The 17,644-nt window shown below is 65.4% G+C and carries 14 protein-coding genes and 4 pseudogenes; 6 read left to right on the top strand and 12 right to left on the bottom strand.

Annotated elements, in window-relative coordinates:
* Positions 1-75: 75 nt before the first annotated feature.
* The 5 genes and pseudogenes from lptB to OWR21_RS06115 form a co-directional block, all read right to left on the bottom strand.
* A complete protein-coding gene (gene lptB / locus OWR21_RS06135; RefSeq protein ID WP_004633384.1) occupies positions 76-864 on the bottom strand; it encodes an LPS export ABC transporter ATP-binding protein in 789 nt (262 codons plus the stop codon).
* Positions 865-894: 30 nt separating this feature from the next.
* Positions 895-1,482, bottom strand: coding sequence for a lipopolysaccharide transport periplasmic protein LptA (gene lptA, locus OWR21_RS06130; RefSeq protein WP_332394802.1), 588 nt, complete (start codon positions 1,480-1,482; stop codon positions 895-897).
* A gap of 59 nt (positions 1,483-1,541) precedes the next feature.
* Positions 1,542-2,174: an LPS export ABC transporter periplasmic protein LptC gene (gene lptC / locus OWR21_RS06125; RefSeq protein ID WP_332394801.1), complete on the bottom strand. Its 633-nt coding sequence runs from the start codon at positions 2,172-2,174 to the stop codon at positions 1,542-1,544.
* Positions 2,175-2,178: 4 nt separating this feature from the next.
* Positions 2,179-2,774 (bottom strand): annotated as a pseudogene (locus tag OWR21_RS06120) (KdsC family phosphatase).
* Positions 2,775-2,790: 16 nt separating this feature from the next.
* Positions 2,791-3,773, bottom strand: a pseudogene (locus tag OWR21_RS06115) (KpsF/GutQ family sugar-phosphate isomerase).
* A 309-nt stretch (positions 3,774-4,082) separates the two neighbouring features.
* On the opposite strand from OWR21_RS06115, the gene OWR21_RS06110 reads away from it, so the two are divergent.
* Positions 4,083-6,062 (top strand): cation:proton antiporter domain-containing protein, encoded by a 1,980-nt coding sequence (locus OWR21_RS06110; protein WP_332394800.1) that lies wholly within the window; start codon positions 4,083-4,085, stop codon positions 6,060-6,062.
* A gap of 9 nt (positions 6,063-6,071) precedes the next feature.
* Here OWR21_RS06110 and OWR21_RS06105 read toward each other — a convergent pair whose 3' ends face one another.
* Both OWR21_RS06105 and OWR21_RS06100 read right to left on the bottom strand, forming a co-directional pair.
* On the bottom strand, positions 6,072-6,476 hold the full coding sequence (locus OWR21_RS06105; protein ID WP_027678296.1) for a ribbon-helix-helix domain-containing protein: 405 nt from the start codon (positions 6,474-6,476) through the stop codon (positions 6,072-6,074).
* Positions 6,477-6,515: 39 nt separating this feature from the next.
* Positions 6,516-7,094 (bottom strand): DJ-1/PfpI family protein, encoded by a 579-nt coding sequence (locus OWR21_RS06100; protein ID WP_332394799.1) that lies wholly within the window; start codon positions 7,092-7,094, stop codon positions 6,516-6,518.
* A 108-nt stretch (positions 7,095-7,202) separates the two neighbouring features.
* On the opposite strand from OWR21_RS06100, the gene OWR21_RS06095 reads away from it, so the two are divergent.
* The 3 genes and pseudogenes from OWR21_RS06095 to OWR21_RS06085 all read left to right on the top strand — a co-directional run bounded on the left by OWR21_RS06095 (position 7,203) and on the right by OWR21_RS06085 (position 10,253).
* The gene (locus tag OWR21_RS06095; RefSeq protein ID WP_051530827.1) at positions 7,203-7,811 is read left to right on the top strand and encodes an adenine phosphoribosyltransferase; all 609 of its coding nucleotides are present in this window, start codon (positions 7,203-7,205) and stop codon (positions 7,809-7,811) included.
* Positions 7,812-7,937: 126 nt separating this feature from the next.
* Entirely contained in the window at positions 7,938-8,558 is a 621-nt protein-coding gene (locus OWR21_RS06090) for a LysE family translocator (RefSeq protein WP_316888635.1), read from the top strand.
* Between the two features lie 19 nt (positions 8,559-8,577).
* Positions 8,578-10,253, top strand: a pseudogene (locus tag OWR21_RS06085) (Na/Pi cotransporter family protein).
* A 65-nt stretch (positions 10,254-10,318) separates the two neighbouring features.
* Here OWR21_RS06085 and uvrA read toward each other — a convergent pair.
* Positions 10,319-13,183, bottom strand: a complete 2,865-nt coding sequence (uvrA, locus tag OWR21_RS06080) for an excinuclease ABC subunit UvrA (protein ID WP_332394798.1) — start codon at positions 13,181-13,183, stop codon at positions 10,319-10,321.
* A 243-nt stretch (positions 13,184-13,426) separates the two neighbouring features.
* Here uvrA and OWR21_RS06075 point away from each other — a divergent pair, with 243 nt between their 5' ends.
* Complete coding sequence (locus OWR21_RS06075; protein WP_186829331.1) at positions 13,427-14,590, top strand: MFS transporter; 1,164 nt, start codon at positions 13,427-13,429, stop codon at positions 14,588-14,590.
* A gap of 86 nt (positions 14,591-14,676) precedes the next feature.
* Positions 14,677-15,231, top strand: a complete 555-nt coding sequence (locus OWR21_RS06070; protein ID WP_316877241.1) for a single-stranded DNA-binding protein — start codon at positions 14,677-14,679, stop codon at positions 15,229-15,231.
* An 88-nt stretch (positions 15,232-15,319) separates the two neighbouring features.
* Here OWR21_RS06070 and OWR21_RS06065 read toward each other — a convergent pair whose 3' ends face one another.
* The 4 genes and pseudogenes from OWR21_RS06065 to OWR21_RS06050 all read right to left on the bottom strand — a co-directional run.
* The gene (locus tag OWR21_RS06065; protein ID WP_332394797.1) at positions 15,320-15,580 is read right to left on the bottom strand and encodes a hypothetical protein; all 261 of its coding nucleotides are present in this window, start codon (positions 15,578-15,580) and stop codon (positions 15,320-15,322) included.
* A 23-nt stretch (positions 15,581-15,603) separates the two neighbouring features.
* The gene (locus OWR21_RS06060) at positions 15,604-16,065 is read right to left on the bottom strand and encodes a hotdog family protein (RefSeq protein WP_316900250.1); all 462 of its coding nucleotides are present in this window, start codon (positions 16,063-16,065) and stop codon (positions 15,604-15,606) included.
* Complete coding sequence (locus OWR21_RS06055) at positions 16,062-16,865, bottom strand: beta-ketoacyl synthase chain length factor (protein ID WP_332394796.1); 804 nt, start codon at positions 16,863-16,865, stop codon at positions 16,062-16,064. The genes OWR21_RS06060 and OWR21_RS06055 overlap by 4 nt, the downstream gene beginning before the upstream one ends.
* Positions 16,862-17,644 (bottom strand): annotated as a pseudogene (locus OWR21_RS06050) (beta-ketoacyl synthase N-terminal-like domain-containing protein); the annotation flags it as partial. The gene OWR21_RS06055 and the pseudogene OWR21_RS06050, both read right to left, overlap by 4 nt.

Here is a 17,644-nt window from a genome sequence, read left to right as displayed (position 1 = left end):
ACTCGGTCGATGGAACGGATTTTGCTTTAAGGTGCGGCTTTGCCACGTCCTTAAGGCGTAGGCGTGCAGGGTGGCTTACATCCGGAAGTTATCGCCCAGATAGACCTTCCGTACATCCTCGTTTTCGATGATCTGTTCCGGCATGCCCGCGGCGAGCACGGTGCCTTCGCTGATGATGTAGGCGTGATCGCAGATGCCCAGCGTTTCGCGCACGTTGTGATCGGTGATCAGCACGCCGATGTTGCGGTCTTTCAGGAAGCTGACGATGCGTTGGATTTCACCGACGGCGATCGGGTCGACGCCGGCAAACGGTTCATCGAGGAGGATGAAGCGCGGCGACGAGGCCAGCGCGCGCGCAATTTCCACGCGGCGACGTTCACCGCCCGAGAGCGACAGCGCAGGATTGTCGCGCAGGTGAGCGATCTGCAGGTCGTCCAGCAAGCCGTCGAGGCGGCGATTGACTTCGTCTTGCGACAGCTTCTTGCCGTTCTGCTCCTGCAGCTCGAGCACCGCGCGGATGTTTTCCTGCACGTTCAGCTTGCGAAACACCGACGCTTCCTGCGGCAAATACGACAGGCCCATGCGCGCCCGCTGATGGATCGGCAGGCGGCTGATGTGCTCGCCGTCGAGCACGATGTCGCCTGCGTCCAGCGCCACCAGGCCGACGATCATGTAGAACGAGGTCGTCTTACCGGCGCCGTTGGGGCCGAGCAGGCCGACCACTTCGCCGCTTTTCACGTCAAGCGACACATCCTTGACCACCGTGCGCGTGCCGTAGCGCTTCTTCAGATGGCGGACGACCAGCGTGCTGGAAGTCGTGGCCTGCGGCGCTGCAGTTTTCGGGGCGAGAGTGGTGGCGGACATAAGCGAAGCAGAAAAGACTGGCGATACGGATCAGGGCTTGGCGGCCGGATTTGATGCCGGTGCGGCAGACGTGCTCGTGCGCGGCGCGAGAACGGCGCGCACGCGGCCGGACGGATTGGCGGCGGTGGCGTTTTCAGCGCCGCCCGAGGCCGTGTAGAACTCCTTCTGGCCGTCGTATGTGATGACCGCGCCGCGGATCTCGTCGAGTTGCGTCGCGCCTTGCAGGCGCTCCATGCGGGCGCGGGTGATCAGCTTGGAAATTTCCTGCTTGCCATCGTATTCGATGCGCTCGCCCCAGCCCTGGATGTATTCGTCGACGTTGTCGCGCTTCTGCCGAATGAACGCCAGATTGCCGGGCTTGGACGTGGCGACGGCGTAGTTGTAGCCCTCGGGGTCGGTCCGGAGATCGGCCTGGTCGGAGCGCAGCACCATGGTGCCCTTGGTCAGCACCACGTTGCCGGTCAAGTGATAGACCTGCTTCAGATCGTCGTAGCTGGCGTTGTCGGCTTCGAGCACGAGCGGCTTGTCGCGATCGGCGCGCTCGGCGTGCGCGGGCAGGGCCGGGAGCAGCAGCGCAGCGGCGATGGCGAGGCCGGCGGCACGGAGGGAATCAGTCATGGAGATCACGTCGGAGAAGGGCGCGGTCGGTGGGCGTTGTCAGGTGTCGGGGGCAGAGTTTACTGCTTCGGCGCCCCCAGCCCTTCGATTCGGCCGCGCACATTGCCCAGCAATTGTACTTGGCGCGTCACGTTGTTGAAGGTGAGGCCGTTGGCGTTCATGATCGACGGCCCCCGGTGCAGCTCGACCGGCTTGTCGGTGCGCACGATGTCGTCGTTGAGCAGCACCTGGAAGTAAGTCGAGTCGGCCGTCATCAATGGGTCCTGGCGCGCGTCGGGCCCTTGCGCCCGGATGACCTTGGCGTTGTTGTACAGATCGATGATCGTGCCGTCGCCGTTCATCTTGCCGAGATCCGCCCGGGCGGTGACCTGCGGCCGGCCGGGCGCATAGACGCGCAGCGCCGGGTACGTGACGTCGTAGGTCAGGTCGTCCTCATAGTGGTTCATGTGGACGCCGGTGAAGCGGTATTTGGTCGAGCCGGTCTCGTCCAGCGCAGTGGCCGAGATGCCGTCCATTGTGTAGTCGGGGATGTGGCGCTTGGGTTGCGTGGCGGCTTCGTCGGTTTGCGGTGTGTTGACCTGCACGAGCAGGAATGTGACGCCGCAGACGACCGCCATCAGCAGGATCGGCAGCCCGCGCAGCATGATCTGCAGCACGGAGGAGACGAGGCGTTGGGAGCGTTCGCTGGCCATGGAGTCAGGAAGGTTGCGGGGCGTGCAGCAGTTGCGCGAGCAGGGCGTCGTAGGCGCCTTGTGCCTTAAGAATCAGGTCGGCCACTTCGCGCACGGCGCCGCGTCCGCCCGTGGCCTGCGCGACATAGTGAGCGCGGCTGCGCAGCTCGGCATGGGCCTGAGCCGGGCATGCGGTAAATCCGACCATCGTCATCACCGGCAGGTCGGGCCAGTCGTCGCCCATGTAGCCGGCGTCCGTGGCCTGAAGTTGCGTGGCGGCCAGCAGGCGGGCAAATGCCTCGCGCTTGTCGGCTACGCCTTGGTACAGATGTTCGATGCCGAGTTCCCCGGCGCGCCACGCGACGATTTCGGATTGCCGCCCGGTAATGATGGCCGACGTGACCCCCGCCTGTGCCAGCAGCTTGATGCCGTGGCCGTCGAGCGTGTCGAACGCCTTGCTGATTTCTCCTCGGGACCGACGAGCAGGCGGCCGTCGGTCAGCACGCCATCGACGTCGAACACCATCAGACGCACGCGTGCGGCGCGTTCCATTGCCTGCGGAAAGCGTGCGTCGATGTTGCTGTGGACGCTGTCGGCGGGAAACAGGGCCGGAGTGATCATCAGCGGCGTGGGCGGGTCAGATGACCTTGGCCCGCGTCAGGTCGTGGATGTGCAGCGCGCCCACCAGGAGGCCGGCGGCGTCGACCACCAGCAACTGGTTGATACGGTGCGTTTCCATGACTTCGACGGCTTCAACGGCGAGCTGGTCGGGACCGACCGAGCGCGGGTTGCGGTGCATGACCTCGTGGATGGGCACGGTGCGCCAGTCGCGCGGGGTTTCGAGCAGGCGGCGCAGGTCACCGTCGGTGAACACGCCCACGGCATGGCCTTCGGTATCGACCACGGCGGTCATCGCCATCCCCTTGCGGGTGATTTCCATCAGCGCTTGCGACAGCGGCGTGTCTTCGTTCACGCGGGGATGGCGTCGCCGGCGCGCATGACGTCACGCACGTGCGTCAGCAGCTTGCGGCCAAGCGATCCACCCGGGTGCGAGCGGGCGAAATCTTCGGCACCGAAGCCGCGCGCGTCGAGCACGGCGACGGCCAGCGCATCGCCCAGCGCGATCTGCGCGGTGGTGCTGGCGGTGGGAGCAAGGTTCAGCGGGCAGGCTTCGACATCGACGTGGGAGTTCAGCACCACATCGGCGTGCTTGCCAAGCGAGGACTCCGGGTTGCCCGTGACGGCGATCAGCTTGGCGCCGAGCCGCTTGACCAGCGGCAGGATGGCGTTCAGCTCGGACACTTCGCCGGAATTGGAAAAGCCGATGAAAACGTCGTCGCGCGTGACCATGCCGAGGTCGCCATGGCTGGCTTCGGCCGGGTGCACGAAGAACGCCGGCGTGCCGGTCGAAGCGAGCGTCGCGGCGATCTTGCGCGCGACATGCCCCGATTTGCCCATGCCGGACACGACGACGCGCCCGGTGCAGCCGAGCACCATTTCGACCGCGCGTGCAAAGTCGGCGGACACCTGTGATTTGAGACCGAGGACGGCTTGCGCTTCGATGTCGAAGGTTTGCTGCGCCAGCGCAAGTGCTCGATCCGGATTGAAATTCGCTATCATGGCGGCGAAGTATAACAACGATTGACAGTGTCCTCGGCCGCCGGTGGCGCGTTGGGGCTTGGCTTGCGGGGAGTCGCGGAGCGTGCGGGCGCTCCGTTTTGCTGCGCCGCGGCATTCAGCTTTCCAATCACTTTTCTTCCCGTCGCCACGCCGTCTTTTTTGCCCTGCGGCGTCTCGCGTGTCGCGTTCTTCGTTTAATACCCTGGCATCGGTCTTGCAGCGCCTGCGTGCTCGCTTGCGCACGCACCGTCCTGATGCGCGGGCGCTGTCCCCGCTGTCCAACCCCTTTAGATTGGTTTTTCGCGTCGCATGCATTCGCCGCTGGAACTCGCCCTCGTGTTGTTGGCCGCTGCCGTGATCGGCGTGGTGTTGTTCCGCATGCTGCAATTGCCGCCGATGCTGGCCTACCTGGTGGTGGGCGTGCTGATCGGGCCGAAGGCGACGGGGCTGGAGTCCGATTCTGCCCAGACGCGCTATCTGGCCGAGTTCGGGGTGGTGTTCTTGATGTTCTCGATCGGGCTGGAGTTCAACCTCTCAAAGCTCCGTTCGATGCGGCGGCTGGTGCTGGGGCTGGGTGCGTCCCAGGTGGTGCTGACCATCCTGCTGACGATTCCGGCTTCGATGCTGCTCTCGCACTGGTATCCGCTGTCGTGGCAGGCCGGGCTGGCGCTGGGCGGCGCGTTGGCGATGTCGTCCACGGCCATCGTCTCGAAGATGCTGGCCGAACGCTTGCAACTCGAGACCGAACACGGCCGCAACATCATCAGCGTGCTGTTGTTCCAGGATCTGGCGGTGGTGCTGCTGCTGATCGTGGTGCCGTCGCTGGGCAAGAATCCGACCGACCTGGTGCTGACGCTGTCGATTGCGGCGCTGAAGATCACCGTTGCGCTGGTGCTGATCCTGTTCCTGGGGCAGAAGCTGCTGTCGCGCTGGTTCCACCTCGTGGCGGCGCGGCGCTCGCAGGAGCTGTTCATGCTGAACCTGCTGCTTGTCACCCTCGGGATGGCGGCGCTGACAGAGCGGCTGGGCCTGTCGATGGCGCTGGGCGCGTTCCTGGCCGGCATGCTGGTGTCGGAAACGCCGTACAAGCTGCAGGTGGAAGAAGACATCAAGCCGTTCCGCGACGTGCTGCTGGGGCTGTTCTTCGTGACGGTCGGCATGCTGCTGGACCCACGCGTGGTCTTCGAGCATTGGGCCCTGGTGCTGGGGCTGGTGGCGGCGCCCGTGCTGTTCAAGTTCGTGCTCATTGCGCTGCTGGCGCGGGCCTTCGGCTCCGGCGGCGGTGCGGCGATCCGCACGGCCCTGGGGTTGGCGCAGGCCGGTGAGTTCGGCTTCGTGCTGCTCAACCAGATCGACGGCATGAAGCTCATCGACCCGCTGCTCGGCCAGGCGATCCTGGCGGCGATGCTGCTGTCGATGCTGCTGGCGCCGTTCCTGATCCAGTACAGCGATGTGATCGCGATGCGGCTGTCGCGCACCGATTGGCTGATGCAGTCGCTGGCCATGACGAAAATCGCCGCACAGAGCATCGCCACCGAGCGCCACGTCATCATCTGCGGCTACGGGCGCAGCGGCCAGAACCTTGCGCACATGGTGGAACAGGAAGGCATCGGCTACGTCGCGCTCGATCTGGACCCCGACCGCGTGCGCGAGGCCGCCGCCGCGGGTGAGCATGTCGTCTATGGCGATGCGGCGCGGCGCGAGTCGCTGGTGGCCGCCGGTATCCACCGCGCAGCGGCGGTCGCCATTACCTACGCCGACACGGCATCTGCATTGAAGGTGCTGCACCACGTGCAGGCCCTGGAGCCGACCCTGCCCGTGATCGTGCGCACCATCGACGATGCGGACCTCGACCGCCTGCAGCAAGCCGGCGCCACGGAGGTCGTCCCCGAGATCATCGAAGGGAGCCTGATGCTGGCCTCGCACGCGCTGGTGCTGCTGGGCGTGCCCTTGCGCCGCGTGGTGCGCCGTGCGCAGGAAATGCGCGACGCACGCTACAGCCTGCTGCGCGGCTATTTCCACGGCCAGGATGACGAGGAAGACATGCTCGAGCGCGACGCCGTGCGTCTGCATTCGGTGCCGCTTGCCAAGGGCTCGCCCGCCATCGGCCACAAGCTCGGGACGATGGGGCTGGAGACCTTCAAGACGTCGGTCACCGCGATCCGGCGCCAGGGTATTCGTGCGCTCGATCCCGATCCGGACACCGTGCTGGAACTGGGCGATATCGTCGTGCTGCGTGGCACGCCCGAGGGGCTGCAGATGGCGGAGGAGCGGCTCTCGCCGCGTTGATGCGCGGGCTTACTTGACGAGCGCTTCGAGCAGCGGCCCCCGCGAGCGGCGCGGCGGCGGGGTATCGGCTAAGTTGGGCGGCAGGCCATCGAGCACCGCTGCGGCGTCGAGCGAACTGATCGACACCCGGGTATCGGCGGGAATGCGCCCGTCCTGCTGCAGCATCAGATAGCGTAGGCAGCAGACGCGCAGGAATGACGCGAAATTCGCCACCTCGCCGCGTCGCTCCAACAGCTCGTCATAGAGTTTGCTGATGAGCTGGTTGACCGTCAGGCCGTCGCGCTGGCCGATCTCTTCGAGCACCTCCCAGAACAGGCATTCCAGCCGCACGCTGGTCGCCACGCCGTGCAGGCGGAGCGAGCGCGCGAGGCTGTCGTACGAATGGGGATTGGCGCGGATGAAGATTTCGCACATGGCCGGGGCTCCGGGGCGCCCGGCGTGCGGGCAACCGGATCAGTGTAGAACCCGCGTGCCCAGGACTTCAAGAAACTGTGCCAACCACGCCGGATGTGCCGGCCAGGCGGGCGCCGTGACGAGCTTGCCGTCGGTGTGGGCCTGGTCGACGGGGATGTCCTTGAACGTGCCGCCCGCCGCCGTGACTTCCGGGCCACATGCTGGATACGCCGAGCACGCCTTGCCTTCCAGCACGCCCGCCGCCGACAGCAATTGGGCACCGTGGCAGATCGCGGCGACGGGTTTGTCCGCCTGGAAGAAGTGACGCACGACTTCGAGCACGCGGCCATTCAGTCGCAGGTATTCGGGCGCGCGGCCGCCGGGCACGACGAGTGCGTCGTATGCTGCCGGGTCGACGTCGGCAAACGTGGCGTTGATGGTGAAGCGGTGGCCGGGCTTTTCGGAGTACGTCTGTGCGCCTTCGAAATCGTGGACGGCGGTCGCCACGGAATCGCCGGCGCGCTTGTCCGGGCAGACAGCGTGCACCGTGTGGCCGACCATCTGCAGCGCCTGGAAAGGCACCATGACCTCGTAGTCCTCGACGTAGTCGCCAACCAGCATCAGAATTTTCTTTGCCATCGCCGTGTCTCCTGTATGGTTGCGGTTTCCCCATTGTGGTTCGGCGCCAATCGGCCCGGGTGGTAGCCCATTACCGCAGACCACGTTTCCTGCTTTCCGGTTTTTGCCATGAGCCAAGTCCCTCATCACCAGGCGGCGCTGCTGACGCCGTCGTCCGTTCCCGCGTCCACCGAACTGGGCGATGTGTCGCGCTACCTGCGTGACCGGATCCGCACGGTGCCGGATTGGCCGCAGGCCGGGGTGATGTTTCGCGACATCACGCCGCTGCTGCAGGACCCGAAGAGCCTGCGCGTGCTGGTGGACGTGTTCGTCCATCGCTACATGGGGCAGGGGCTGAACCTGGTGGCGGGCATCGACGCGCGCGGGTTCATCCTCGGCTCGATCGTGGCGTACGAGCTGAACCTGGGCTTCGTGCCGATCCGCAAGAAAGGCAAGCTGCCGTTCAACACGGTGGCCGAGGAGTACATGCTCGAATACGGCAGCGCGACGGTGGAAATCCATGCCGATGCCTGCAAGCCCGGCGACCGCGTCTTGCTGATCGACGATCTCATCGCCACCGGTGGCACCATGATGGCCGGAAAGCGCCTGCTGGAGCGGCTCGGGGCAACGGTGGTGGAAGGTGCGGCGATTGTCGACCTGCCCGAGCTGGGCGGCTCGCAACTGCTGATCGAAGGCGGTCTGCCGCTCTTCACGGTCTGCCGTTTCGACGGGCACTGAGCGGGCCGTCGGCGACCTTCGCGTGATGCACGGGCCGCATACGTTCATGTGACAAAAATATGACGCGCTGCTGCCTTGCGCAGTAGCATGACTCTTTCCATTGCCGCCGCACCCCGGGAGACGTCGATGCCCCACGTATTGCTGTTCCTGCTGACCTCGATCGCGATCACGGTGATGCCGGGCCCGGACAACCTGCAGGTGATCGCACGCGGTGCCAGCCAGGGCCGTAAGGCGGGGCTGTCAGCGGCAGCGGGGTTTGCGTCAGGCTGCCTTTTCCATACGACGCTGGCGGCGCTGGGGCTGGCGGCCGTGCTGCAATCGTCGCCTGTGGCGTTCCAGGCGATCCGCTGGCTCGGTGCGGCGTATCTGATCTGGCTGGGGATTCAGGCACTGCGCAGCAAGGGCGGCGTCGGCCTGAATCCTGCTGGACCCCAGACGGCGCCCGACCTGTGGCGTGTGTATCGCCAGAGCGTCTTCGCCAATCTGCTCAATCCGAAGGTGACGCTGTTCTTCGTGGTGTTCCTGCCGCAGTTCGTGGATGCGCAGGCGGGCCACGCAGCGCTGCAGATGTTGCTGCTGGGCGGCGTGTTCATGGCGCAGACCATCGTCGTGTTCAGCATCTACGGCTGGTGCGCGGCCGCGCTGGGCGGCTGGATGCGCCGTACGCCGCGTGCCTCGCTGTGGCTCGATCGGGTGAGCGGCTGTATTTTCATCGGGCTGGGCCTGCGCGTGGCTCTGACCAAATAAGTAAGACTGCACGGCAACAATGATCACCCTGCTTAAGCTGCTTTCCGGCGTGGCCCTGTTGGTATGGGGCACGCAGACCGTCAAGGTCGGCATGCTGCGTCTGTACGGCGCGGACTTGCGTCGCCTGCTGTCGCGCAGCGTCTCGAACCGGTTCTCCGCGCTGCTGGCCGGCATTGGCGTGACGTGCCTGGTGCAGAGCAGTAACGCGACGGCCACCATCGTCGGGGCATTCGTCGCGCAAGGGTTGATGGGCGTGTCGTCGGCGCTGGCCATTCTGCTGGGCGCCAACGTCGGCACCGCCATCATGGCGCAGGTGTTTGCACTGGACCTGTCGTGGCTGTCGCCGCTGCTGATCTTCTTTGGCGTGATCCTGCATCTGTCGCGCAAGGGCAGTGCGGTGGGGCACTTTGGGCGGGTGCTCATCGGTCTGGGGCTGATCATGATGGCGCTGGAGCTGATCTCGGTCGCGTCGAGCCCCATGGTGGAAGCCAATGCGCTGCGCGTGCTGCTGAGCTCCTTCTCGTCAGACACCGGCCTGAACATGCTGATTGGCGCGGTGCTCACGCTGCTGTGCTATTCGAGCCTGGCTGTGGTGCTGTTCTGCGCGACGCTGGCGGCGTCGGCCGCGGTGTCGGTCAAGGTGGCGTTTGCGATCGTGCTGGGCGCAAATATCGGTAGTGCCGTGGCCGCATTGGCGACCACGCCGTCATCAAGTCAAGCCGCGCGCCGGGCAACGCTCGGCAATCTGCTCTCGCGCATGCTGGGAGCAGCGCTGGCGCTGCCCTTCCTGGACACACTGGCAGCGTGGGCGCCGCACGCGGGCGTGGCGCCGCAACACGTGGTCGTGGCGTTTCATGTGGTGTTCAACGTGGCGCTGGCGGTGCTGCTGATCGGCTTTACCGAAGCGATGGCGCGACTGTGCGCGCGCATCCTGCCGGGCGGCGCGCATATCGACGACCTGGTCGCGCCGCGCTATCTCGATCCGTCGGCGCTGGCCACGCCAACGTTGGCGCTGGGCAACGCGGCGCGCGAGGTGCTGCGCATCGGCGATCGCGTTGAACACATGCTCGACAACACGCTGCGCGTGCTCAAGACCAACGACGTGCGCCTGCTGCAAACCACCCGCGCGATCGACGACGAGGTCGATGCGCTCTACACCGCCATCAAGCTCTACCTCACGCAGCTGAGCCACGAAGCGCTGGACGCGCGCGAGGGCAAGCGCTGGGCCGACATCATCTCGCTCACCATCAACCTGGAGCACGCCGGCGACATTCTCGATCGCCTGTTACAGGACGTGCGCGAAAGAAGATCGCGCACAAGCTGGCCTTTTCCGAAGCCGGCATGGAAGAGCTGGAAGACATGCACGCGCGTCTGGTTACGAACCTGAAGCTGGCGCTGTCGGTGTTCCTCACCGGTGACCTGCGCAGCGCGCAGAAGCTGATGCTGGAAAAGGCGCACTTCCGCGATCTGGAGAAACGCTACTCGCGCAGTCACCTCACGCGGATCTCGGCGCAGACGGCCGAGAGCATCGAGACCAGCTCGCTGCACCTGGACATCATCAGCGATTTCAAGCGATTGAATTCGTTGTTCTGCGCAGCCGCGTATTCGGTGCTGGATGAAGCGGGGGCGCTGAACCGCAGCCGCATGAAAGACGCGGATGAGGTGGAAGCCGAGACAGCGCCAGCCAGCCACTGAAGGTGGTATTGGCGCCAAGAAAAAGCGCAGCCGAAGCTGCGCTTTTTGTTGCCGGATGACCGCGCTTACTTCCGCTTGAGCAGCGGCGCCAGGTACTTGCCGGTAAAGCTCGCCTTGCTCTTGGCCACATCCTCCGGCGTGCCTTTGGCAATGATCTGCCCACCGCCCGCGCCGCCTTCGGGGCCCAGATCGAGCAGCCAGTCCGCCGTTTTGATCACGTCGAGGTTGTGTTCGATGATCACGATCGTATTGCCGTGGTCGCGCAGCTTGTAGATCACCTTCAGCAGCAGCTCGATATCGTGGAAGTGCAGACCCGTGGTCGGCTCGTCCAGGATGTAGAGCGTGCGGCCCGTGTCGCGCTTCGATAGCTCGAGCGACAACTTCACGCGCTGCGCCTCGCCGCCCGACAGCGTCGTCGCCGATTGCCCCAGGCGGATGTAGCCCAGGCCCACATCCAGCAGCGTCTGCAGCTTGCGGCGCACCACCGGCACCGGCGCAAAGAATTCGTGCGCCTGCTCCACCGTCATCTCCAGCACTTCGGTGATGTTCTTGCCCTTGTAGAGCACTTCGAGCGTTTCGCGGTTGTAGCGCTTGCCGTGGCACACGTCGCACGGCACATACACGTCGGGCAGGAAGTGCATCTCGACCTTCAGCACGCCGTCGCCCTGGCATGCTTCGCAGCGGCCGCCCTTGACGTTGAACGAGAAGCGCCCCGGGTCATACCCGCGCTCCTTGGCCGACGGCACGCCGGCAAACAGCTCGCGGATCGGCGTGAACAGGCCCGTGTAGGTGGCCGGGTTCGAGCGCGGCGTGCGGCCGATCGGCGATTGGTCGACGTTGATGACCTTGTCGAAATGCTCCAGCCCGTCGATGCGATCGTGAGCTGCCGGCTCCGGCGTCGAGCCATACAGATGGCGCGCCACCGCGTGGTACAGCGTGTCGTTGATCAGCGTCGACTTGCCCGAACCCGACACGCCCGTGATGCACGTCAGCAACCCGATCGGAATATCGGCCGACACGTTCTTCAGGTTATTGCCGCTGGCGTTGATGATGCGCAGCCAGCGCTCTTCGTCCGGCGCTGTGCGCTGCTTCGGCACCTCGATGCGGCGCTTGCCCGACAAGTAGTCGCCCGTCAGCGACCCCGGCGATTGCTCCACCTGCTTGGGCGTGCCCTCGGCGATGATCTGACCGCCGTGCACGCCGGCGCCGGGGCCGATGTCGACCACGTAATCCGACGCGCGGATCATGTCTTCATCGTGCTCCACCACCAGCACCGAGTTGCCGAGATCGCGCAGGTGCTTGAGCGTGCCGATCAGCCGATCGTTGTCGCGCTGGTGCAGGCCGATGGACGGCTCGTCCAGCACATACATCACGCCGGTCAGCCCCGAGCCGATCTGCGACGCCAGCCGGATGCGCTGCGCCTCGCCGCCCGACAGCGTATCGGCGCTGCGCTCCAGCGACAGGTAATCGAGCCCGACGTTGTTCAGGAAGTTCAGCCGCGCGGTGATTTCCTTGACGATCTTGTCGGCAATCTCGCGCTTGGCGCCATGCATGTTCAGCGTCAGGAAATACGTGAGCGCATCGCGCAGCGGCCAGCCGTTGATTTCGTAGATGCCGCGTGCCTGATCGGCCTCGCCAATCTTGACGAAGCGGGCCTCGCGGCGCAGGCGGGTGCCGTGGCACTCGGGGCACGGCTGATTGTTCTGGTACTTGGCCAGCTCCTCGCGCACGGCGATGGAGTCCGTCTCTTTGTAGCGCCGCTCCAGGTTGGGGATGATCCCCTCGAACGCGTGTTCGCGCACCGTGGTCTTGCCGCGCTCGTTGATGTACGTGAACGGAATCTGCTGCTTGCCCGAGCCGTGCAGCACAATTTGCTGGATTTCAGCCGGCAGGTCTTCAAACGCCACATCGATGTCGACGTCGTAGAACGCAGCCAGGCTCTGCAGCATCTGGAAGTAGAACTGATTGCGGCGGTCCCAGCCCTTGATCGCGCCCGACGCCAGCGACAGATTCGGAAACGCCACCACGCGCTTCGGGTCGAAGAACGTGATCTGGCCCAGACCGTCGCAGTGCGGGCATGCGCCCATCGGGTTGTTGAACGAGAACAGCCGCGGCTCCAGCTCCTGCAGCGAATACGAGCAGATCGGGCAGGCGAACTTGGAGCTGAAGCCGTGCTCCTTGCCTGTATCCATTTCCAGCGCGATGGCGCGGCCATCGGCCAGGCGCAGCGCGGTTTCGAACGATTCGGCCAGTCGCTGCTTGAGTTCCGGGTTGACCTTCACGCGGTCGACCACGACCTCGATCGAATGCTTGTCGTTCTTCTTGAGCTTGGGCAAGTTGTCGACTTCGTAGACCTTGGCCTCGGCCTCGTGCGCCGTGCCGCCGCCTGAGCGGATGCGAAAGCGCACGAAACCCTGCGCCTGCATCGCCTCAAACAGGTCGACGTGTTCGCCCTTGCGGTTGGCCACCACGGGCGCCAGGATCATGAGCTTCGTGTCGGCCGGCAGCGCCAGCACGGCATCCACCATTTGCGACACGCTTTGCGCTTCCAGCGGCTGGCCGTGATCGGGGCAGTAGGGCGTCCCGGCGCGCGCATACAGCAGGCGCAGGTAATCGTGGATCTCGGTAACAGTCCCGACCGTCGAGCGCGGGTTGTGGCTGGTGGCCTTCTGCTCGATGGAAATGGCCGGCGACAGACCTTCGATCAGATCTACATCGGGTTTTTCCATCAACTGCAGAAACTGCCGGGCATACGCCGACAGCGATTCCACGTAGCGCCGCTGCCCCTCCGCATACAGCGTGTCGAACGCCAGCGACGACTTGCCCGACCCCGAAAGCCCGGTGATCACGATCAGCTGATTGCGCGGCAGATCGAGGTTGATGTTCTTCAGGTTGTGGGTACGGGCCCCACGAATCTTGATTTCGTCCATGTGCGGCTGAGTGCAGCTGAATGCGGCGTCGGGGTGCAGACCGCCTGCGGCAATCGGCGGAGGGGTGGAAAAGGGTAAGCCTGCTAATATACCGAACTTCGGTTTTGCTGGTATCTGCCCCCAGATGGGGCAATCCGTGAGACCGTTCAAGTGTTCTTGTCGCCGCTTTTTCTTCCTGGTTTTCGCGGCGGTTTCCGCACCATGTCCTCCGCTTCCCCATCCATGACTTCCGCCTCCGGCCGCATGAACGGCCTTGAGCTGCGCGCGGCCGCCTCGCTGGCCGGCATCTTCGCGCTGCGCATGTTGGGTCTGTTCATGATCATGCCGGTCTTCGCGGTGTTTGCGAAAACGCTGCCCGACGGCAACAACACCCAGCTCGTCGCCTTCGCCATCGGCGTGTATGGCCTCACGCAGGCGGTGCTCTATATCCCGTACGGCTGGCTGTCGGATCGCTTCGGACGCAAGCCCGTCATCGTGACGGGGCTGGTGATTTTTGCGGTGGGCAGCCTGGTGGCGGCGTTTTCGCACAGCGTGGCGGGCATTGCCGTGGGGCGGGCTATCCAGGGCGCAGGGGCGATCTCGTCGGCGGTGATCGCCTTCGTGGCCGACCTCACGCGCGAGGAGCATCGCACCAAGGCCATGGCCATGATCGGCGGCAGCATCGGCCTGTCGTTTGCCGTGGCCATCGTGAGCGCGCCGGTCATCTTCCGCTGGGTTGGCATGCCCGGCATGTTCACGGCGATTGGCGTGCTGGCCATCGTCGCCATCGGCGTGGTGCTGTGGGTGGTGCCCAACCCGCCGCGTCCGCCCGAGCATGTGAAAGCGCCGTTCCGAGAAGTCCTGCGCAACCCTGAACTGCTGCGCCTGAACTTTGGCGTGTTCGCCCTGCACGCCACGCAGACGGCGTTGTTCGTCGTGCTGCCGCACATGCTGGAAGCCGCCGGCCTGCCCGTCGATTCGCACTGGAAGATCTACCTGCCGGTGATGGGCGTGTCGTTCGTGCTGATGGTGCCGGCCATCATTGCCGCCGAGAAGCGCGGCAAGATGAAGGCGGTGTTGCTGTCTGCCGTGGCGCTGGTGATGGTGGCGCAGCTGGCTCTGGGCGAAGTGAATCCGACGCTCGCCGCGCTGGCGATTGCGCTGCTGGTCTACTTCCTCGGCTTCAACGTGCTGGAGGCGTCGCAACCGTCGCTGGTGTCGAAATACGCGCCGGGCGTACGCAAGGGCGCGGCCATGGGCGTGTACAACACGACGCAGGCGCTGGGCCTGTTTGCGGGCGGTGCGGGCGGCGGCTGGATTCTGCTGCACGCGGGGCAGCATGCTGTATTCCTATCCTGCGCCGCACTGGCTTTTGCCTGGCTTATAATCGCCAGCCCCATGCAGATGCCGGCGTTGCGTCGGCACTAGGGTCGGCATTCAGCGCTACACTTTCAGTCGGCTTTTTCGTTAGCCCTTTACGGCGGCATCCCTTCAATTACCTTCGGAAACTCATCATGGCGTCCGTCAACAAAGTCATCATCGTCGGCAATCTCGGTGCCGATCCGGAAACGCGTTACATGCCCAGCGGCGACGCGGTCACCAACATCCGCGTGGCCACCACCGACCGCTACAAGGACAAGGCCAGCGGCGAAATGAAGGAAGCCACCGAGTGGCACCGCATCGCCTTCTTCGGCCGTCTCGCTGAAATTGCGGGCGAATACCTGAAGAAGGGTTCGTCGGTCTACATCGAAGGTCGCCTCAAGACCCGTCAATGGGAAAAGGACGGCCAGAAGCAATACAGCACCGAGATCGTCGCAGACCAGATGCAGATGCTCGGCGGCCGCGGTGGCGAGGGCGGCGGCAGCGGTGGTGGCGGTGGCGGCTACTCGCGTGGCGGTGAAGGCGGCGGTGCCGGCGGTGGTGGTTACGGCGGTGGCCGCAGCCAGGGTCAAGGCCAAGGCGGTGGCTACTCCCGCGGCGGCGAAGGCGGCGGCCAGGGCGGCGGTGCACGTCGTCAACCGGCACCGTCGAATGGCTTTGAGGATATGGACGACGATATTCCGTTCTAAGTCCCTCTCGGCACACAACAAAAAACCCGGCAGTTCGCCAAGGACGCCGGGTTTTTTGTTGGCCTTCAGTCTGCAGGGGTGCGGCGTTCTAGTCGCTCTCACATGGCTTCTTGAAGAGATGCTTCACGCCGCATTTGGTCGCATGCGCCGCATTCTTCACGCCATGGCCGACCGTACGCGCGGCGTTGGCCGTCGCATGACCGGCTTCCTTCGCGGCATGCCCGGTCTTGCGGGCCGCTTCCTTCGTGCCCTGCTTGATGTCTTCTTTGGTCTCCGACAAGTCGGCGTGGGCCAGGGGACTGAGCAGCGCCAGCAGCAGCGCGGGGATCAAAAGCAGACGACCTTTCACGGCGGGAATCCTCACAAACAGGTTCATGCAACGGACGCGTCGAGCACCACGGCGGCGCGGCCGGTCAACAGGATGCGTGCGCCACTGCGCACGGTGAATCGGTACAGCACGTTGTTGCCGTCGCCGCCGATGCGTTCAGCTTCGACGTCGAGCGGTGCGTCGATGGTGTCGAGGCGCGGGACATGGGCTTCAACGCTGCGCACGCTGGCAAGAAAACCGGCGCGCGGGCGTGCTTGCGCAGCATCGCACAGGGCGCCATGCACGGCCATCGCCTGAGCGGCGTATTCAATGCCGCAGACGGCAGCCAGTTGACCATGCGAACGCAGTGGGTTGGCGGCGTCACGATGGCTCGTGGCGCTGCAATGGATGTGCGCATCGTCCCAGGCGATAACGGTGTCGAGCAGACACATCGCGCCGCTGTGCGGAATGCGCGCCGCGATCCAGTTGCGGTCGAGTGGCAGAGCCGGCTGCGCAGTTGACGTCATGGCATGCCGAAGGTGATGTCGATCTGCACGCGGGTCTCGGGCAAATACTCGAGCACCACGCGGCCTGTGCGCCGTGCGGCCAGCGCTTCCAGCAGTGGCAGCGCGCGTGCTGCGGCGTTGCCGTGCCACAGGGTTTCGAGGCTAATGTGTGCCAACGCCGTCGGCGGCGCGTCCGTCAGCGCGACGTCAATGCGCGCGAGCGTGCGCGGGCCGGCTTCGGGCGCGAGCACCAGGGCCACCGCAAACGTGTCGGGCACGGGCCGCACCGCATTCAGCGGTTCCGGGTAGTCGCCGTCATAGGCGATCAGCAGCGTGGGCGTGGCGTCAATTGCGACCTGGCAGAGGCTGTCCAGCAGGCCGGCGGCAAAGCTGCCGTCATACGCGCACAGCACGTTGGACGGCGCCATCGCGTGTGTGGCGATGCTCCAGTAGCCGGCCGGCGCGTTGTGCACGGAGTTGTGAAAGCGCGTGGGCGACAGTTTGCGATCGTCGCCTGCCAAGGTCTCGCAGATGGCGTTGCAGTTATGGCCGTCGCCGCCAGACGAGCTGAAGACCGTGGCCAGCGTGGCGGCATCGCGTCCGCTGGCTGCGACGGCTTCGTGGCCGACTGCGAGCGCGAGTTTGACCACCGGCCCCGTCCGACGACGTTCCACCGACGGCAGGCCGGCTGGCGGCGGCAATTCCGTCGGCGCGTGTGCGTAGGGTGCGCGGCCTGCGAGCACGTCAGCCGTGTGCGGCCAATCCTGCAGGCCGGGGCCCAGCACGCCGATGCTGTCGATGAAGACGCTCAGGCCGGTCATGACGACACCCCCACATCGCGTGCGCGGGCAAAGACCAGGCTGCAATTCGTGCCGCCAAAGCCAAACGCGTTGCTCAGTGCCGCGCGAACAGGCGCGTCGCGGCTGGTTGTCAGGTAGTTGACGTTCAACGCCGGGTCGGGCTGCGTGGTGTTGATGCCGGCGGGCAGAAATTGATGGCGCAGCGCCAGCGCCGTAATCACGGCTTCCAACGCTCCGGCCGCGCCGAGCGTGGCCGGTCGCGCCCTTGGTCGAACTGCACGCCGTGCCGTCGAACAGCGCCTGGATGGCCCGCGCCTCCGCAGCGTCATTGCTGGGCGTGCCGGTGCCGTGCAGGTTGATGTAGTCGATATCCGTTGCGCTCAGGCCGCTGGTGGCGAGCGCTTGCGCCATGGCCGCGCGGGCGCCCAATCCTTCGGGATGCGGTGACGACATGTGATGCGCATCGCTCGATTCGCCAATGCCGAGCAGCAGGATGGCGCCGTCGTCCAGCGCGCCGTTGGCGTCGGGTGCGCGCTCCAGCAGCGCAAAGGCTGCGGCCTCGCCGATGGAGATGCCGTCCCGCGCCGCATCGTACGGTCGGCAAGGTTGCCGCGACAGCAGCTCAAGCGAGTTGAAACCGTACAGCGCGGTCAGGCACAGCGAATCGACACCGCCGACCACCGCCGCATCGATCAGGCCCGCAGCCAGCATGCGCCGCGCCGAGGCAAAGACCTTGGCGCCCGACGAGCACGCCGACGAAATCACCATGGCCGGCCCGCGCAGCCCAAAGTACGCACGCA

The organism is Ralstonia sp. 1B3 (genome assembly GCF_036631435.1).
This window is presented reverse-complemented; position numbering and strand designations above follow the sequence as displayed.

Excerpts from the sequence above, each read along its gene's own strand:
- lptB (WP_004633384.1), bottom strand. The coding sequence starts at position 864 with ATGTCCGCCACCACTCTCGCCCCGAAAACTGCAGCGCCGCAGGCCACG.
- OWR21_RS06070 (WP_316877241.1), top strand. The coding sequence starts at position 14,677 with ATGGCGTCCGTCAACAAAGTCATCATCGTCGGCAATCTCGGTGCCGAT.
- uvrA (WP_332394798.1), bottom strand. The coding sequence starts at position 13,183 with ATGGACGAAATCAAGATTCGTGGGGCCCGTACCCACAACCTGAAGAAC.
- OWR21_RS06090 (WP_316888635.1), top strand. The coding sequence starts at position 7,938 with ATGCCCCACGTATTGCTGTTCCTGCTGACCTCGATCGCGATCACGGTG.
- OWR21_RS06105 (WP_027678296.1), bottom strand. The coding sequence starts at position 6,476 with ATGTGCGAAATCTTCATCCGCGCCAATCCCCATTCGTACGACAGCCTC.
- OWR21_RS06055 (WP_332394796.1), bottom strand. The coding sequence starts at position 16,865 with ATGACCGGCCTGAGCGTCTTCATCGACAGCATCGGCGTGCTGGGCCCC.
- OWR21_RS06110 (WP_332394800.1), top strand. The coding sequence starts at position 4,083 with ATGCATTCGCCGCTGGAACTCGCCCTCGTGTTGTTGGCCGCTGCCGTG.
- lptA (WP_332394802.1), bottom strand. The coding sequence starts at position 1,482 with ATGACTGATTCCCTCCGTGCCGCCGGCCTCGCCATCGCCGCTGCGCTG.
- lptC (WP_332394801.1), bottom strand. The coding sequence starts at position 2,174 with ATGGCCAGCGAACGCTCCCAACGCCTCGTCTCCTCCGTGCTGCAGATC.
- OWR21_RS06100 (WP_332394799.1), bottom strand. The coding sequence starts at position 7,094 with ATGGCAAAGAAAATTCTGATGCTGGTTGGCGACTACGTCGAGGACTAC.
- OWR21_RS06075 (WP_186829331.1), top strand. The coding sequence starts at position 13,427 with ATGAACGGCCTTGAGCTGCGCGCGGCCGCCTCGCTGGCCGGCATCTTC.
- OWR21_RS06060 (WP_316900250.1), bottom strand. The coding sequence starts at position 16,065 with ATGACGTCAACTGCGCAGCCGGCTCTGCCACTCGACCGCAACTGGATC.
- OWR21_RS06095 (WP_051530827.1), top strand. The coding sequence starts at position 7,203 with ATGAGCCAAGTCCCTCATCACCAGGCGGCGCTGCTGACGCCGTCGTCC.